Annotated in this window: 15 protein-coding genes; 12 read left to right on the forward strand and 3 right to left on the reverse strand. The window is 51.6% G+C overall.

The genetic code is table 11. The features are described 5' to 3' along the window. Positions 1–14 precede the first annotated feature (14 nt). From GAP13_RS02825 to GAP13_RS02840, 4 genes are read left to right on the forward strand one after another with little or no spacing between them, the layout of a single operon-like run. A complete protein-coding gene (locus GAP13_RS02825; RefSeq protein ID WP_186338813.1) occupies positions 15–551 on the forward strand; it encodes a DsrE/DsrF/DrsH-like family protein in 537 nt (178 codons plus the stop codon). A 32-nt stretch (positions 552–583) separates the two neighbouring features. Further along, the gene (locus GAP13_RS02830; protein ID WP_158905982.1) at positions 584–823 is read left to right on the forward strand and encodes a sulfurtransferase TusA family protein; all 240 of its coding nucleotides are present in this window, start codon (positions 584–586) and stop codon (positions 821–823) included. A 9-nt stretch (positions 824–832) separates the two neighbouring features. Next, positions 833–1,606 (forward strand): respiratory nitrate reductase subunit gamma, encoded by a 774-nt coding sequence (locus GAP13_RS02835; protein WP_158905984.1) that lies wholly within the window; start codon positions 833–835, stop codon positions 1,604–1,606. A gap of 3 nt (positions 1,607–1,609) precedes the next feature. After that, entirely contained in the window at positions 1,610–2,866 is a 1,257-nt protein-coding gene (locus GAP13_RS02840; protein ID WP_158905986.1) for a (Fe-S)-binding protein, read from the forward strand. Positions 2,867–3,303: 437 nt separating this feature from the next. Here GAP13_RS02840 and GAP13_RS02845 read toward each other — a convergent pair whose 3' ends face one another. Further along, complete coding sequence (locus GAP13_RS02845) at positions 3,304–3,966, reverse strand: hypothetical protein (RefSeq protein ID WP_158905988.1); 663 nt, start codon at positions 3,964–3,966, stop codon at positions 3,304–3,306. 194 nt (positions 3,967–4,160) lie between these two features. Here GAP13_RS02845 and GAP13_RS02850 point away from each other — a divergent pair, with 194 nt between their 5' ends. The 3 genes from GAP13_RS02850 to GAP13_RS02860 all read left to right on the forward strand — a co-directional run bounded on the left by GAP13_RS02850 (position 4,161) and on the right by GAP13_RS02860 (position 6,342). After that, positions 4,161–4,436: an NAD(P)H-dependent oxidoreductase subunit E gene (locus GAP13_RS02850; protein WP_158905990.1), complete on the forward strand. Its 276-nt coding sequence runs from the start codon at positions 4,161–4,163 to the stop codon at positions 4,434–4,436. After that, the gene (locus GAP13_RS02855; protein WP_158905992.1) at positions 4,429–5,949 is read left to right on the forward strand and encodes a monomeric [FeFe] hydrogenase; all 1,521 of its coding nucleotides are present in this window, start codon (positions 4,429–4,431) and stop codon (positions 5,947–5,949) included. Before GAP13_RS02850 ends, GAP13_RS02855 begins: the two co-directional genes overlap by 8 nt. A 120-nt stretch (positions 5,950–6,069) precedes the next feature. After that, positions 6,070–6,342, forward strand: a complete 273-nt coding sequence (locus GAP13_RS02860) for an SHOCT domain-containing protein (protein WP_158905994.1) — start codon at positions 6,070–6,072, stop codon at positions 6,340–6,342. Between the two features lie 63 nt (positions 6,343–6,405). On the opposite strand, the gene GAP13_RS02865 is transcribed toward GAP13_RS02860, so the two are convergent. Further along, complete coding sequence (locus GAP13_RS02865; RefSeq protein WP_158905996.1) at positions 6,406–6,873, reverse strand: ACT domain-containing protein; 468 nt, start codon at positions 6,871–6,873, stop codon at positions 6,406–6,408. A gap of 346 nt (positions 6,874–7,219) precedes the next feature. Here GAP13_RS02865 and GAP13_RS02870 point away from each other — a divergent pair, with 346 nt between their 5' ends. Together GAP13_RS02870 and GAP13_RS02875 are read left to right on the forward strand one after the other, a co-directional pair. Continuing rightward, positions 7,220–7,870: a nitroreductase family protein gene (locus GAP13_RS02870; RefSeq protein WP_158905998.1), complete on the forward strand. Its 651-nt coding sequence runs from the start codon at positions 7,220–7,222 to the stop codon at positions 7,868–7,870. Between the two features lie 52 nt (positions 7,871–7,922). Then, positions 7,923–9,173 (forward strand): HD-GYP domain-containing protein, encoded by a 1,251-nt coding sequence (locus GAP13_RS02875; RefSeq protein ID WP_158906000.1) that lies wholly within the window; start codon positions 7,923–7,925, stop codon positions 9,171–9,173. Between the two features lie 83 nt (positions 9,174–9,256). Here GAP13_RS02875 and GAP13_RS02880 read toward each other — a convergent pair whose 3' ends face one another. Continuing rightward, positions 9,257–11,722, reverse strand: a complete 2,466-nt coding sequence (locus GAP13_RS02880) for a copper-transporting P-type ATPase (RefSeq protein WP_158906002.1) — start codon at positions 11,720–11,722, stop codon at positions 9,257–9,259. 205 nt (positions 11,723–11,927) lie between these two features. On the opposite strand from GAP13_RS02880, the gene GAP13_RS02885 reads away from it, so the two are divergent. From GAP13_RS02885 to GAP13_RS02895, 3 genes are all read left to right on the forward strand, one after another. Continuing rightward, entirely contained in the window at positions 11,928–12,764 is an 837-nt protein-coding gene (locus GAP13_RS02885) for an FTR1 family iron permease (RefSeq protein WP_158906004.1), read from the forward strand. A gap of 89 nt (positions 12,765–12,853) precedes the next feature. Beyond that, positions 12,854–14,413, forward strand: a complete 1,560-nt coding sequence (locus GAP13_RS02890; RefSeq protein ID WP_158906006.1) for an urease accessory protein UreH domain-containing protein — start codon at positions 12,854–12,856, stop codon at positions 14,411–14,413. Positions 14,414–14,507: 94 nt separating this feature from the next. Then, positions 14,508–16,772 carry a heavy metal translocating P-type ATPase gene (locus GAP13_RS02895; RefSeq protein ID WP_158906008.1) on the forward strand — a complete coding sequence of 755 codons (2,265 nt, stop codon included), beginning with the start codon at positions 14,508–14,510 and terminating at the stop codon, positions 16,770–16,772. The last annotated feature ends 9 nt before the right edge of the window (positions 16,773–16,781 follow it).

Genomic DNA, 16,781 nt, shown 5'->3' on the forward strand with positions numbered 1-16,781 from the left:
CCAAAGGAGGAAGCATGGATATCGAAAAAGAACTTGCCGACATCAAAGCAAAGCTTGAAGCGATGCCCGGCAAGGAAAACAAGCTTTCGATGGTCATCTTCTCGGGTGATCTCGACAAGCAGATCGCTGCGCTCATTATCGCGACAGGAGCCGCGGCGATGGGCATGAAAGTCGTGCTGTTCTACACCTTCTGGGGCACCTCGGCGCTTCGCGATCCCGCAAAAAAGGTGAACGGCAAGAGCTTCATGGGCAAAATGTTTGGCTTTATGCTCCCAAAAGGCAGAAACAAGCTCAAACTGTCCCAGATGCACATGGCTGGCATGGGAACCGCAATGCTCAAGGATCTCATGAAAAAGAAGAACGTCGCCAGCCTCGACCAGCTCTTTGAGGCTGCAGGCATGCTGGGCGTGCAGATCAACATCTGCCAGATGTCCATGGATCTGATGGATCTCAAGCGCGAGGAAATGATCGACTATCCCCATCTCAATGTGTGCGGCGTAGCAACATTCCTGAACGATGCCAAAGAATCGGCGATTCAGCTTTTTATCTGATTTTGCAAATTTTATTTTAAGAGGAGAATAGTATGTCAGATTACACAGTCGCAAAAACACTCGATTGCAAAGGGCTTGCATGCCCGATGCCCATTGTCCGGCTGAGCCAGGAAATTGCCAAAATTAAGGTTGGCGAAGTCATTGAAATGTTCACTACCGACCCGGGTTCGCTCGCAGATGTCCCCTCCTGGGCGAAGTCGACCGGCAATGCAGTCCTGGAAAACAAACAGGAAAGCGGCGTCATTCACTTTTTTGTCAAACGCCAGAAATAAGGTCGTATCATGGATCCGCAAGCAGTCAGCGCCGCAAGCCAGGCTGTCGTGCATACAGGCTTCGCGCTCTTTTTGGACAAGCTGTACTACTTCATCATGGTACCGCTTGTGTATATCTCGGTCATCGTGATGATTGTCGGCATTGTTGCCAAGATTGTGTCGATCGTGCGCGCCCCAATTCCCGCCTTTTCGCTGAAGACATATCCTGCCAAAAAGCGCCCCTTCCTCGCGGCGCTCGGGGATACCTTCGGCATGCCCATGATCCGGAAAGAAAAACCGCTGTTCTGGTTTTTCCTCATGATGTTCCACATCGGAATTTTCTTCCTGTTTTTTGGGCATCTCGATCTGTTCCCTGGCGTGAACCTGATGCCACCTGAATCGCGCCACATGATCGGCGCGGGAGCTGTCGGCTTGTCTGTAACGATTCCGACCTTCTACTTCCTGTTCCGGAGGTTCAAGGGTCAGGAGCGCCACATCTCCGTCCCATCGGATTATCTTCTGCTTTTGCTTCTGCTGTTTATCTTCCTGCTGGGCGACATGATCAGCTGGGGAAATTCGTGGACCGCGAATGGATTCGTTATGACAAAGGCGGACTTCAAGAACTATTTCGGTATTCTGAAAAGCTTCTCCTTTGTCGATCCGCGCACGGTTCTGCATGGCTCGCATTATCACTTTGTGGTTCTGCACGTTTTTCTTGCTGAATTATTTATGATGATACTGCCATTTACCAAAATCGTGCACACCTTCTTCAGTCTGCCGCTGAATCTGCTGAGGAGGAGGTGAGCCATGGAAGCAGCAACACAAGAAGCACTGAAAAAGCTGTTCGAATCCAAGCTGAACAAGGCCATGCGTCTGTATCTCGACACCTGCGCCCATTGCGGACTCTGCGTCGAGGCTTGCCATGTCTACCAGGCGATGCCCGAAACGAAGTACACGCCCGTCGGCCGCGCCGAAGTAGTCCGCAAGCTCTTCAAGCGCTATTTCAAGATGCAAGGCAAAATAGCGCCCTGGCTCGGCGAAGTCATCGAACTCGATGACAAAAGCGTCAATATGGCGTACGAAGCTGCATTCTCCTGCACCGGCTGCCGGCGATGCGTCACCGTCTGTCCCTTCGGCATCGATACCCAGCAGGTCATGAATATTGCAAAGCTTCTGCTTATCGGAGCTGAGAAACAGCCACAGATTCTCGCCATGCTCTCGGACATGTCCATCGCCAAGGGCGAAACATGGAAGGAAACCGCCAACGACTACATCGCAGCCCTCAACAACCTTGCGCCCGAAGTCGAAGCACTCGCACCAACCCCGCCGGGACGCCCAGCCATTCCCATAGACGTTGAAAACGCCAATGTTCTGTATGTCGGGCTTTCAGGGAAGCATTCAATTGTGCCTGCCGCGGCGATTCTGAACGCGGCAAGCGAAAACTGGACCATCAGTCATTTCGAGGCGGTGAATTTCGCAGCGTGGCTCGGCGATGGAGAAAAGCAACGCCTTATCGCAAAACGAATCATCATGGAAGCCGAGCGCCTCAAAGTCAAGGAAGTCGCGGTCGTCGAGTGCGGCACGGCAACCAGAGTGCTGAAATTCATGACCGGCTCCCATCCCTTCAGGATTGTGTCGATCGTCGAGCTCATCGCCCGCTACATCGAGCAAGGGCGAATCAAAGTCAAGCCCGGCACAATTTCGGGAACACTTACCTACCACGACCCCTGCCAGCTCGGCAGAAATGGCGGTGTCATGGAAGAGCCGCGCTATATCATCGGCAAGCTGACGGACAAGTTCGTGGAACTCACGCCCAACAAGGAAGCCAACTGGTGCTGCGGTGGCGGGGGCGGGCTTATTTCGCTCGGCGAGCATGAATTCCGTATGAAGACCGGCAAGGTCAAGGTTGACCAGATGCGCGCTTCGAAAGCCGACACAATCTGTACAGCCTGCGAGAACTGTCATACCCAGTTGACCGAGCTGAACGAACATTATGGGCTGGGCATGAAGGTCGAGTCGCTCACCAATCTGGTCGCGCATGCGCTGACGGGATTCGGGGCCTAGCCAGGGCGCTTTTGCCGAGCCATTTGTCGATTAGCTGAACTGATTTTTACTTGCAGTATACCGGCGTGCTTCGGCTGCGCGCCCCTTATCACAGAAAAAACGGGCTGTTCAGGATTCCCCCTGGGCAGCTCGCTTCATTTGCAGCAATTCCAGCAGTCCGTCCTGCATAACAACCTCGGCCCTTCCGCTCTAGCGCCCACATTACTGCTGTCAATTGACTGACAATTTTATATTAAATTCTGTCACTAGACTGACAATATTTTACAAATTCGCAAGTGCTTAGCATGTGCGGTCTCCAATAGAATTGGACAAAAAAACGCCATCAAAGCGACTAACCTTGATGGCGCAAAAAATAATCCAAAGAGCGGAACCAGTTCGGTAACCTAATATGTAATTCAGATTTCCGCGTGCCGGCTTCCAGCCTCGTCCAACCTAATTTACATCGAGCCATCGAACTCTTTCATATCTATAAACGCGCCGTGCCAGCTGTGGTACCAGACCTGTCCGGTATAGCCATTTACTCCCAGCATTCCATAGGTTTTGCCGTCTTTCAGAACATGGATCGTATAGTAGCCATAGAAGCGATCTGCTCCATCTTCGACCTTAAGCCCTGTATTCTGGGCATCCAGAAATTTCTGAGCCAGATCATGAGCCTTGGCCTCGGAAATGGTCATCGAGTCAGTTTCGCTTTGAGCAATGAAATTGCCCCCCATCATCGAACCAGTCATGCGGCCATATTTCTGGTTCCACATCATGTTTGGACCCGGTTCCGGAGAAACTGCACCGGTATACTTGTTCAAAAGCAACTCGAAGGCCTTGTTTTTGCCTTCTTTTTCCGCGATTTCAACATAGAAATGATTCGAAAATTCCATTACTTCGGAAACTGTGAGATCGTCATAGCCCCATAACGACAGATATTTCTGCGCCTGATCCTTTGCTTGTTCGATACTCAAAGGCTTCGCGTCTCCAGGTGGTATGTAATCCCAATTTCCCATCATGCCAGACCCGCCATAGTAGTTGCCGCCCATCATGCCTTGCGCAAAGAGCGCACCAGCAACTATCAGAGCTATCAATAATGATACAACGCCAACTCGTTTCATAAAAACCTCCATGATTCATATGCATTCATCTTTTGAAAGCATACAGAAGCCATATGAAGGAAGTGTGAACGATTGGTGTATTTTGTTTGGTATTCCCTGCTGAACGAGGGAGAGATCGAAGAACAATTGAACAGTGTCAGAACGCATGCGATAATAGTTTAAAAGGGTGAATTGCGCTCTGGAGGATAAAGAAGATGAAACCGATCAAGGTGCGCGTGTGCGTCGGCACAAATTGCTGTTACGCCGGTAGTGAAACGCTCCTGGATATGCTCGAAAACGATGTCGATCTGAGCGCCTTTATCGAGGTAGAAGCCGTACCCTGCAAAAACAAAGCATGTGATGGCGGACGGAATTCACCAGTGGTGGAAATTGAAAACAAGGTCCTCTTGAACGCAACACCCGAAATAGTGATGGAAGAGATCGAGCGCCTGGCTACAGCCCGGATCATCGAGGAGACGCAACGTGCCTGAAGTATTCGAGAGGATGCGCGGTCTCTACACGCCTTGCACCGATATCAGGCGCAAGATATTCGTCGGTGTCACGAGGTTCGTCCTGGCAGGCAAAAAACCCGAAGACATCGACTACCTGCCTTTTGATATCATCGATATGGGTAAGCCTACCTACCGCTGTTGCTCTTACCGCGAGCTCTCCATAGTGAAACAACGTATCCGGCTCGCCTTTGGCCTCCCCCTTATTGAAGAGAGGGACAACACGCCCGTATCGGCAGGGATCGGAGAAGCCTTTACCGACAGAAAAGTCATTTCGGCTCCCTTGGTCAATGTGATACGCGCTGCGTGCGAAAAGTGCCCAGAGGATAAAGTCATCGTCACAGACATGTGCCAGTCTTGCATGGCCCATCCTTGCTCCATCGTGTGTCCCGTGAATGCGATTTCCTTCCCGAATGGAGGCAAAGCCTTTATCGACCAGAAAAAATGTGTCAAATGCATGAAGTGCGTCAAAGCCTGCCCCTACCAATCGATCACGCGCATGGTTAGGCCCTGCGCGGCAGCCTGTGGCGTTGATGCCATCCACTCAGATCCGGATGGGTACGCCACAATCGATCAGGACAAGTGCGTCAATTGCGGCTTATGCACGGTTTCCTGTCCTTTTGCCGCGATTTCCGATAAAACCGAGTTGGTCCAGATACTGCACCAACTCATGGGCCCGGAGGACCGCCGCCCTTACGCAATACTCGCACCTTCTTTCGTTGGACAATTCGGCCGCCTGGCTTCGCCTGGAGCAATCGTAGCAGGTTTACGCGCAGTGGGATTCAGGGGCGTACGAGAAGTAGCCCTGGGAGCGGATTGTGATACACTTCTTCTGGCGAAACGGCTGGCCGAAAAGTCCAGCCCGGACAATCCGCAACACAAAACTTTTCTTGGCACTTCGTGCTGTCCCTCATGGGTCAAGACCGCGCGCCGGCATTTCCCCGAATTCGCAGACAATATCGCTGAGAGCTTTACGCCCATGGTCGAGACGGCAAAGATCATCAAGGATCAGGATCCATCAGCCCGTGTAGTCTTTATAGGCCCCTGCATTGCCAAAAAAGCCGAGGCGCTTGAGCCTGAGATGCAGCCTTACGTTGACCATGTCCTCACCTTCGAGGAGCTGGCGGCCATTTTCGTCGCTAAGGATATAGATCTGGCAGAAATCACTCCAGTCGAATTCCCGGATGAAGCGAGCGCGCTTGGTCGAGGGTATGCCGTGGCCGGAGGAGTAGCCACAGCGATTGCTGAGACTGCCCGGCAGAAGTACGGCAAAGAGAATATTGCCGTCGCCAGGGCAGATACGCTTCGCAACTGCAGGGCCATGCTGGCTGACATCAAGTCAGGCAAAACATCGCCCGAACTGGTCGAGGGGATGGCCTGTCCGGGAGGCTGCGTAGGAGGTCCAGGTACACTGATTGGCCTTCTGTCAGCGCGCAATGAGGTGGGGAAGTTCGCAGGCTTGGCGCCGAAAAATCCAGCAACCCTGACAAAATAATCTGGCCGCTTGCACCTATGAATAGGTTGTGTTGATTCTATGAATATTTCGTGAACTGCGCCTCCTTCAGCAAATTTCTATATATATTCCATTATATTCCATGAAGCAAAGGAGCTAACTATGATGATATGGGGCTACGGTCCAGGAATTTTTGGGACGTTTGGATGGGGAGGAATCATAATGGGATTATCCATGATGGCCATCCCAATACTTGGCGGAGTATTTTTGTTTCGGTATTTTCAGGAACGGCGTGAAGAACCACCAGCCTGGAAATCAGCCTTAGAAGCACTTCGAAAGCGCTATGCCAGGGGAGAAATTACAGAAGAAGAATACCAGAAAATAAAATCGGATATCATTAAATCTGAATTTGAAAATTCCTTGCACTCGCATTGATGGCACAGACGATCTGCAGGGGTATACCCCCCTGCAGACAAATTATAATAAAACAGCGCATGCTCAAAAATCGTCGATCAGTTCCCAGCTCGACCCCTGCCGCTTGCCCGCCACATTGTCCGCGGTCAGATACCCCACCGCGCCGCTCTTGAGCAGCTCTATGGCTTTGTCGATTTCAGTAATTCGGAAAATGAACACCGCGTGGTTGTCACTCTTCTCGCCGAAACCGTAGACATACTCGATGTTGAGGCCATTGGCTTTGAGCACCTCGAGGATCTTCATGAAGCCACCGGGCCTGTCCTCAGCCTTGAGCGCAAAAACTTCGACTTCGTTGATAAAATATCCATGCTCCTTGAGAAGGCGCTTCGCTGTGTCAAACTTGTCGACAATGAGATGAACCGTGCTGAATTCCCGGCTTTCCGTCACAAACAGGCTCCGGATGTCGATATCGCCCTTGTGCAGCAGCTTTGCAAGCTCGAAGAGCTGCCCCGCAGTGTTTTCCAGGACGACGTTGATCTGCTTGATTTTCATGCCATCACCTCGAATCGCACGCGATATGAGTATATAGCAAAGTATATGTTGTTTGGAGAAAAGGGGGAAGGTGTTCTTTAAGGATTCTGCAGGGGCCCCATGCCGCAAAAAAGGCGCCAATCCAAAATGCATTCAATTTCCGCGCGATTTTCATATTCCATTCATATTTGTCGAGTACAATCATGGCATGAAGCTCGGCCTTCAGGGGAATTGATGTTTCCGCCAGCAATATGGGCACGACCGCAAAAAGAAAATTTTAGGTTGCACGGCGGACATCTGCATTACCAAGCGAATTATTTTTGCGGAAATTTCCGCAAAAAAATATAATTATATCGGAGGATAGAGTATGAAAGGTTTTCTTGTTTCATTATTGCTTGCAGTGACGGTCTTTGGGGCTTTCGCTCAGGACATCGAACTGCCCCGCCCCGCGGTTAAGAGCGGGGTCGATCTGCTTCAGGCTATCAAGGACAGAAGGGTTTCGAAAGCCTTCGTGAAACGGGAGGTACCGGCTTCTGAACTGTCGACGATCCTGTGGTCCGGTTTGGGCATGAGAGCTGCGGATGCGGTCTCCAGCGCGACCAAAGCCGGAAGGAACATATCTTTCTCCGGAGATAACGCCTACATCAATGTCTACGTGCTCACGGAGAAGGGGGCCTGGAAGTATATTCCGGACACCTACAAGCTGGACTTCATCGCGAAGGGGGATTTGCGCGCCACTGTTTCAAAGGCGTCCGTACCCGATGCTGCTATTATGTTCCTTTTCACGGTCGATAACGCGTTGATGCCTTCCTTCCTTAAAGGCAATCCTGGTATCTTCCAGCAAATGGCCAATGCCACTGCAGGTTTTGCCGCGCAGAACATGGCCCTTGTAGCGAACACCTATAAACTGGCTACAGTAGTCCAGTACACCCTCTCTCCGGCGGGAGCCGCGTCCGCATTAAGGCTCGGAAAGGACGAAGCCCCCCTCTTCATCATGCAAGCCGGCTATACTGAGTAAGCCCCATTTCCCTATCCGCGGCGGCCCATTTTCTGCTATACTTTAGGGCCTGATGAAGGACAGGATACACATCAGGAATACTGTCAAAGGCAATATTCTTGTACGTTATTCGCTTCTCATTGCGGCTGCCGTGGCTGTCACTACTATAGTGACAGGCGTAATCCTTGTATCGGTACTCGAAAATCACTATATCCGTCTGCATGCCAGTTTATACGCGGAATTATCTTCCACTGTGCGAGGTGAAAAAAACTCTTCTGAGGCTTTTATCGCAATTTTGAGTCGATTTCCGCATGTGCGCAGCACGGCTATCTGGACCGCCAGTGGGGCATCTGTCATGGCTCCCGAAACGGGCCCGCTCTCAGGAGTCGGCCCTCTCTCCCGAACCGCTGGGAAAAACGCGATGAATGGAGCATTGAAGGGGAAGCTTGGAATTGTCCCGGCGCCAAATGAAGGGTTGGTCATCCTGATTCCGATACTGACCCACGAGGGAGCGGTAGAAGGAATAGTCGGCCTATTGGAAGACGACACGGAGCTTCGCAAAGACATACAGTTTGTTCAGCTAACTGTTGCCGCGACGGTCATGTCAGTAGGTGTTCTCTTGTATGCCTTGCTGTTCGGAATATTCCTGAAAGCCAATCAAGAGCAGAAAAAAGCGGCGGATCGGCTCAGGAAGACCTTCGATGTCATCGTATTCGCCATGTCTTCTCTATCCGGTCTTCGAGACCAGGAGACGGGCGGTCATCTTGAACGGACTCAAGCCTATACAGAGGTGTTGTTGAATGGTCTGCGCCGATCTGCAAAATTCCGGAAAACCTTGGATAAGGATTACATCAAAGACATCATTACCAGCGCTCCGCTCCACGATATCGGAAAAGTGGGTATCGCAGATTCCATTCTGTTAAAAAAAGGAAAATTGGAGCCGGGTGAATTGGAATCCATGAGACAACATACCGTCCTCGGTGGCGACCTTCTCGCCAAAGCTGCGAATAAGCTTCCATTCCCCTCCTCGCTGACAGTTGCTGAATCCATTGCAAGGCATCACCATGAGCGTTGGGACGGTTCAGGCTATCCCGATGGACTGGCTGGCGAATCGATCCCTTTAGCTGCACGAGTCGTATCCCTTGCCGATGTATACGACGCGCTCCGGTCGACTAGACCATACAAAAAAGCCTACAGCCATGAAGACGCGGTACGCATCATCCGCGAAGGTCGGGGGACGCAGTTCGACCCCGACCTGGTGGATGTTTTCGCGAATGTTGAAAGCAGGTTCGCAGAAATCTTCGATACAATGAAGTTCGATTGAAAAGGGGCGTCCAGCAGCGTGCAATTCGCAGGCGGCCGGACGCCCCTTGGCCTGTTCTCCAAAGGGCCTGGGGCAAGCGGTACTTAGTCCAGCTTTACTCCCTTGATCCTCAACGCATTGCTCAAAACAGAAACAGAACTCAAAGCCATCGCCAGACCGGCGATAATCGGGTTTAAAAGCCCGAGCGCTGCGATGGGAAGTCCTAGAACATTATAAGCAAAAGCGAAAAACAGGTTTTCCTTGATGTTTCGCATGACGGCGACGCTTAAGGCTTTGGCGCGCGCGATGCCTGTGAGGTCTCCCTTTACGAGGGTGATGTCGGCGCTTTCCATGGCCACATCGGTTCCTGTGCCCATCGCGATGCCTACGTCCGCCTGTGCAAGCGCTGGAGCGTCGTTTATGCCGTCTCCGGCCATGGCCACGAATGCGCCCTTGGCCTGCATTTTCTTGACTGTCTCGAATTTGTCCTCGGGCAGGCATTCAGCCACGAAATCGTCCAGTCCGAGCGATTTTGCCACCGCGCCAGCTGTCGTTTTGTTGTCGCCTGTCAGCATTACGATGTGTACTCCGAGATGCTTCAGGCGTTTTACCGCATTGGGAGTGGATTCTTTGATCGGATCGGAAACACCAATGATACCTGCAATACGGTCTCCTTCGATCACGTACATGACCGTATGGCCTTCGGCTTGCAGATTGCGTTCGTAGTCGTCATTGCTTTCAGTTGCCGGCTCGCCTAACATTTCCCGCACCAGTTTTGCATTTCCCACTGCAGCGATCCGCCCATCCACGAGGGCCTTTGCGCCCTTTCCGGTGACCGAGGTAAAATCCGTGGTCGGCGAGAGAGCTAAGCCCTTCTTGTCAGCAGCGGAAACTATTGCGGCGGCGAGGGGATGCTCGCTGTTCCTGTCTACTGAAGCCGCGAGACGCAGCACTTCATCTTCTGAAAAATCGCTATAGCCTTTTACGACGGTGACGGCTGGCTTGCCCATGGTAAGGGTGCCCGTTTTGTCCACCAGCACCGTATCGACTTTCCGCATCTGTTCGATTGCTTTAGCGTTCTTTATGAGGATACCTGATTTTGCGCCTTTTCCCGTGCCCACCATGATGGATACAGGTGTTGCGAGTCCGAGCGCGCAGGGGCAGGCAATGATGAGCACCGCGATGGCGTTGACGATTCCATGATCCCATTTCGAGAATGCGAAACCCCAAATAAAGAGGGTCGCCAAGGAAATCAATATGACCACCTGGACGAAATAGGCCGCGACGGTGTCTGCCAGTCTCTGGATGGGAGCCTTTGAGCGTGAAGCTTCGTTGACCATCGCGACGATGCGCGCGAGGAGCGTGTCACCGCCGACTTTTTCAGCAACCATAATGAAGCTGCCGTTGGTGTTGATCGTTCCTCCGGTAACCTTATCGCCCTGACCTTTTTCGACGGGTACAGGCTCGCCCGTGATCATCGATTCGTCAACGACGCCACTGCCTTCGCGAAGGGAACCGTCAACGGGGATTTTTTCGCCGGGTTTCACGCGGATCAAATCGCCTACCACTACCTCGGCAAGGGGAATCTTCATCTCCTTGCCATTCCTGATCACGAGGGCTTCCGCAGGAACGAGGTTCAAAAGTTCCTTGATCGCGCTATTTGTCTTCGCGTGCGCGAGCAGTTCAAGCATCTGCCCAAGAATCGTGAGTGCGAGGATAATGACAGTAGCCTCGAAGTAGACGGGCACAAAACCGTCTGCGGTCTTGAGCGAGTCCGGAAAAATTCCCGGGGCCAGGGTGCTGACGACGCTGAAAAGCCAGGCCGCGCCGGTACCTAAAGCGATGAGCGTGAACATATTGAGATTTTTGGAAATGACGCTCTTTATTCCTTTTGCGTAGATGAAAGATGCAGACCAGAACACCACGGGCAAGGAGAGTACCAGCTGGATGAGGAGATTCGTTTTGCGGGAGAATAAGCTTCCGATAAATTCGCCGAGCCCGGGAATCAGTTCGCCTATCGAAAGGAAGAGCACAGGAAGGGCAAATAGCGCCGATAGAATAAATTTGCCCCTCATGGCCTTAAAAGCGGCCATTTCCTCGTCTTCCTCTTCGCCGCTCGGCGCACCGAAGGCTACGACCTTGACAAGATGCATCCCGCAGACAGGGCAGTCCCCGGGCTTCGGATAGGTCTTGTCTCCTTCGCATCGCATCGCGCAGATGTAGGCCTCGGCTTTTCCGGAAACGGCCAGCGGTACAGGCATGGCGAGATTTCTTTCCTGGAAGGTGCACTGGCAATTCGTCACACAGCGGCCGTCGCAGTTTTCCGTCCCGCAGATGCAGAGGTTCCTTGCATTGTGATGACTATGGTCATGGTGACTTTGATCATCAGAGTCGCCACCGTGCTTGTTGGTATGATCGTGATGCTCATGCCCGTGGCTGTCATGATGATGGTCATTACCTTGGCTGCTTGCCTCTTCGACTGGAACAAGCTTCATGCCGCACACCGGGCACTTGCCCGGCTTGTCATAGGTCTTGTTTCCCTCACATTTCATGAGACACGCGTATTTCATAAAAGCCTCCTGCTAATGATCCTGCCGCATAACAGAATACATCCATAGTATGGGCCGTTCCATATATGTTTTCATCGTGCTGTGAAAACCTGATGAATCGTATATGCACTTTTTGTGATTTCAGCCTGAAGACGGCTTGCCTGCATTGACCAGTCAAATTCTGCCTTTATATGCTAGACCACGAAAAATATTCTGGAGGTTCTATATGGGTGCAGCCCTTTTGATAACATTTCGAGAAACACTGGAAGCCGCTCTTGTAATTGGTATAACGCTTGCCTTTCTCGCAAAGGCGGATCTGAAACATCTCAAGCCAGCGGTATGGGTCGGGGCCGCTGTTGGCGCAGCTGCGAGCGCCATTGCTGCGTACCTTTTCATCGCGATTCTCGGTGGATTTGAAGGAAGGGCAGAACAGATCTTTGAAGGAATCGTTATGCTCGCCGGCGCAATTCTTCTTACAACCTTGATTCTGTGGCTAAACAAGAAAGACATGAAAGCAGCTATGGAATCAAGGGTTATGGCAACTGCGAGCGCTGGCAGCTTTTGGGGCATCGCGCTTCTTGCATTTGTCTCAGTTCTCAGGGAAGGAATCGAGACTGTTTTGTTCATCAGTTCCACGCTGAGAAGTTCCGGCCTTGCAGGATTCCTGGGTGCAGCTGCTGGAATTGTCCTTGCCATTGCACTTGGAGTGGCATTTTTCCGTTCAGGGGCTCGAATGCCTCTCAAGAACTTTTTCGCTGTGACAAACATTCTTCTCCTGCTTTTTGCGGCCGGCCTGGTTGGCCAGAGTGTTCACGAACTGAACGAGGCCGGTATTGTTCCCCCTTTTGTCGAACAGATCTGGAATCTCAACCCGCCCAGCAACGGGGAAGCGTATCCTGCGTTGCACGAAAAGGGTGCGATTGGCGGATTTCTGAAAGGTCTCTTCGGTTACAACGGTGATCCCTCGCTCACCGAAACTGCAGCATACCTCGCCTATCTCATATCGATCGGCACAATCCTTCTAAGGCGAAATAATAAACTCAAGAGCCACTACTCCCGTTGAAAACATAGCAAATGCACCATCAATTCACTGAGTGTTCATATTTTTCTGCTAGCATATGCCATTGATTCAAACAGAATGAGGTGAAATCGATGGGCATGAAAAGAGCGGTGTTGTTTGTGACTGACATGATCTGTTCCGCCTGCGAGACGCGGATAGCGAGGGCCGTGAAAGCCATCGATGGCGTGATCGCAGTGAGAGTAACGCTCAAGGGCGGCCGTGTTGACATCGAGTATGATGACGAAAAAACGACAAGCGAAGCAATAAAGGCCGCTATCGAAAATGCAGGGTATACAGTCGGGAAGAACAAGAACGCACCTACGATGATCGCTATAGGAATCGGTTTTATTCTCGTATCACTATATATAATCGCGAACGCATCAGGGCTGTTCAATGCTATTCCTGCAATTGACTCCTCACTCGGCTATGGTATGCTCTTCATAGTCGGCATTTTGACTTCTGTTCATTGTGTTGCCATGTGTGGCGGCATTGCCTTGTCGCAGAGCGTAGCACAGCTGGATGGTTGCCAAATGCGAGGAGACACTTCCCGCGTTCTGCTTGCAGATGAAAAATATAAAAATCTTATTCCGGGCCTTCTTTATAATTCAGGGCGCGTCGTCTCCTACACCATCGTGGGCGGCGCGGTAGGCGCACTCGGATCAGTATTCAGCTTTTCTCCTGTCGCAAAAGGAATTATTGCCGCTGCGGCCGGTTTCTTCATGATCTTTTTCGGACTCAAGATGCTCGGCATTCTGTCCGCTCTGCCGCGAATTCCCCGCGTGATACCAGCTCCCATCCAGAACGTTGCTAACCGCTTCTCATCCGCACTGAGGAACCGCGGACCCTTTGCAGTTGGGCTCCTTAACGGTCTCATGCCGTGCGGGCCGCTCCAGACCATGCAGCTGTATGCCCTTGGCACAGGCAGTATTTTAGCCGGCGCCCTATCCATGTTCATATTTTCAATCGGTACAGTGCCACTCATGCTTGTTTTCAGCCTCGCAGCGGCTTTCATTCCGAAAAAGTTTGTCCCCGTAATGGTCAAGGCAAGTGCCGTTCTAGTGATATTTTTGGGGCTGATCACCTTCAGCCGGGCAGCATCTCTCGCTGGAATTGCATTGTCGGGGTTCCCTCCGTTCGGGTCTGGGCTGGTGCAGCTCTCCAATGGCTTGCCTGAGGCGCAAACTGTCAGGCAGTCGGAAAATGGAACCAATGGAGGATTCATCAAAGCAAACCTCCAGGGCGGCGTGCAGACTGTGCTCACTGATTTTGGCTCCAGCGGGTATTACCTGCCTTTTGCGGTTCAGGCGGGAATTCCAGTCAAATGGACAATCAGGGTGACTGCAGATGGACTGAATGGTTGCAATAATCCAATTACCATTCCTTCCTACGGAATCAGGAAAACGCTTGAGCCAGGGGACAACCTTATTGAATTCACGCCGGAAAAAGAGGGTGTAATTGTGTACACGTGCTGGATGGGGATGGTATCCAGCCGCATTACAGTGGTAAAGGATCTTGCCCAGGCGAATTCTCTCCCGGGGAGCAAAGGATTGACGCCTTCCGACTTGCTCGCAAATGGCTTACAGCAAGGAAGCGGAGGCATATCGGGTTTGAGCGGATGCTGCACGGCGCAACCTCCTGTCAACCAGCCATGAATGCATAATAAAACCACTGAACTTTCACATTGCATTCACAGGACATAGGTATAATTCCCGTCAAAGACGATAAGACCATCAAAGAGGAATACGCATGATCAAAGTAGCACAAATGCAAATAAACGGCATGACATGCGCTGCATGCGCTCAGGCTTCGGAGCGCGCGGTGAAAAAGCTCCCCGGCGTAGAGGAAGCGGCTGTCAATTTTGCAACCGAAAAGCTTTTTATCAAATTCGATGACGGAAAACTGGGCATAGACGAAATCAAGGCGGCAGTAGCAAAAGCAGGGTATGAAGCAGTCGAACTCGCCGCTGAAAAAAAGCACACACAGAGCCATGCTGCTATAGATGAACATCAGGCCGCCAAGGAACGCGAAATTCGGATACTGTGGACCAAATTCATCGTTTCCGCTCTATTTTCCGCTCCCCTTCTCTATATCTCGATGGGTGCAATGCTGGGCTGGCCTTTGCCTGCAGTGATCGATCCTATGAATTATCCCCTGCGGTATGCGCTGATAGAAATCGCTCTGGTGATTCCTGTCATCGCAGCGGGACATCGTTTCTACAGCGTCGGCTTCAAAGCAATAGTGCATCGCAGTCCCAATATGGATTCTCTCATTGCAATGGGAACTTCGGCGGCGATTCTCTACAGCCTCTTCTCAGTATTGAATATCGCCAACGGCAATTTCAAAGCTGTCGAAAATCTTTATTTCGAAACAGCCGGCGTCATCATCACCCTCATCCTGCTCGGGAAATCTCTTGAAGCCGTCACGAAAGGAAGAACCTCGGAATCGATCAAAAAGCTCATGGGGCTTCAGCCAAAGACAGCGACCATCATCAGGAACGGCATCGAAGTTGAAATTCCAATCGATGAGGTTGAAGTAGGCGACATTATTCGAGTCAGGCCTGGTGAAAAGATACCTGTCGATGGCGTCATAGTGACCGGCCGCACAGCCATTGACGAATCCATGCTCACAGGCGAGAGCATGCCTGTCGAAAAAGAAGTTGGTGACAAGGTCATTGGCGCAAGCATCAACAAAAACGGATCGATTACGTTCCGTGCAACCAAGGTCGGTGCGGATACTGTCCTTTCGCACATTATCAAACTCGTCGAAGATGCGCAGAGCTCTAAAGCGCCCATTGCCAAGATGGCTGATATTGTTTCCGGCTATTTTGTCCCTGTTGTCTTTGCCATAGCAGTAATCGCCGCTGTTGTCTGGCTTTTGCTTGGCCACACACTGGTTTTCGCCCTTACCGTCTTCGTTGCAGTGCTCACCATTGCGTGCCCCTGTGCTCTTGGCCTTGCGACGCCCACTGCAATCATGGTCGGCACGGGCAAGGGTGCAGAGCATAGCGTTCTGATCAAATCCGGTATCGCCCTCGAAACGGCACACAAAATAGACACAATCATTTTCGACAAAACCGGAACAATTACAAAGGGCAAACCGGAGGTCACTGACATTTTGCCGGTCAAAGGCTTCAGCGAAGACGAAATCCTTGGTTTTGCAGCCTCAGCTGAAAAAGGATCTGAACATCCTCTTGGAGAAGCTATTGTCCACGCGGCTGAAGAAAAAGGTATTGCTCTCTATGAGGCGAGCGATTTTAACGCTGTTCCAGGTCAAGGAATAGAAGCGACTGTTTTGTACAAACATGTGCTTCTCGGAAACGCCAAACTGATGGCTGCGAACAATATTGAACTAGGTGAGGGAACCAGCGCAGCCGACCATCTCTCAGCTCAGGGCCGAACCCCGATGTTCATAGCTTTGGATGGAACATATGCCGGCCTTATAGCAGTTGCAGATGTCGTAAAGGAATCGAGTGCCCACGCTATTGCAGCTCTCCACAGCATGGGCATTCAGGTTGCCATGATAACCGGCGACTCTAAGAAAACGGCAGCGGCAATAGCCGCTCAGGTTGGCATCGATCGCGTTTTGGCGGAAGTTCTGCCTCAGGATAAGGCCCTCGAGGTCAAGAAACTTCAAGCGGAAGGGAGAAAGGTTGCCATGGTAGGCGATGGCATTAACGATGCCCCTGCACTTGCGCAGGCAGATATCGGTATTGCAATCGGCTCGGGCACCGATGTGGCAATGGAGAGCGCGGATATTGTCCTTATGCGCAGCGATCTTATGGATGTGCCGACTGCGATCAAGCTTTCCAAAAATGTCATCCGGAATATCAAGCAAAACCTGTTCTGGGCCTTTGGCTACAATGTCCTTGGAATCCCGGTTGCAGCAGGAGTGCTCTATGCATTCGGCGGCCCTCTCCTTAATCCTATCATCGCCGCTGCTGCGATGTCCCTCAGCTCGGTATCGGTGTTGACAAATTCGTTGCGACTGAAACGGTTCAAACCGTTTGAATGATAGTATGGA

It is taken from the genome of Rectinema subterraneum, assembly GCA_009768935.1.
GTDB lineage: Bacteria > Spirochaetota > Spirochaetia > Treponematales > Rectinemataceae > Rectinema > Rectinema subterraneum.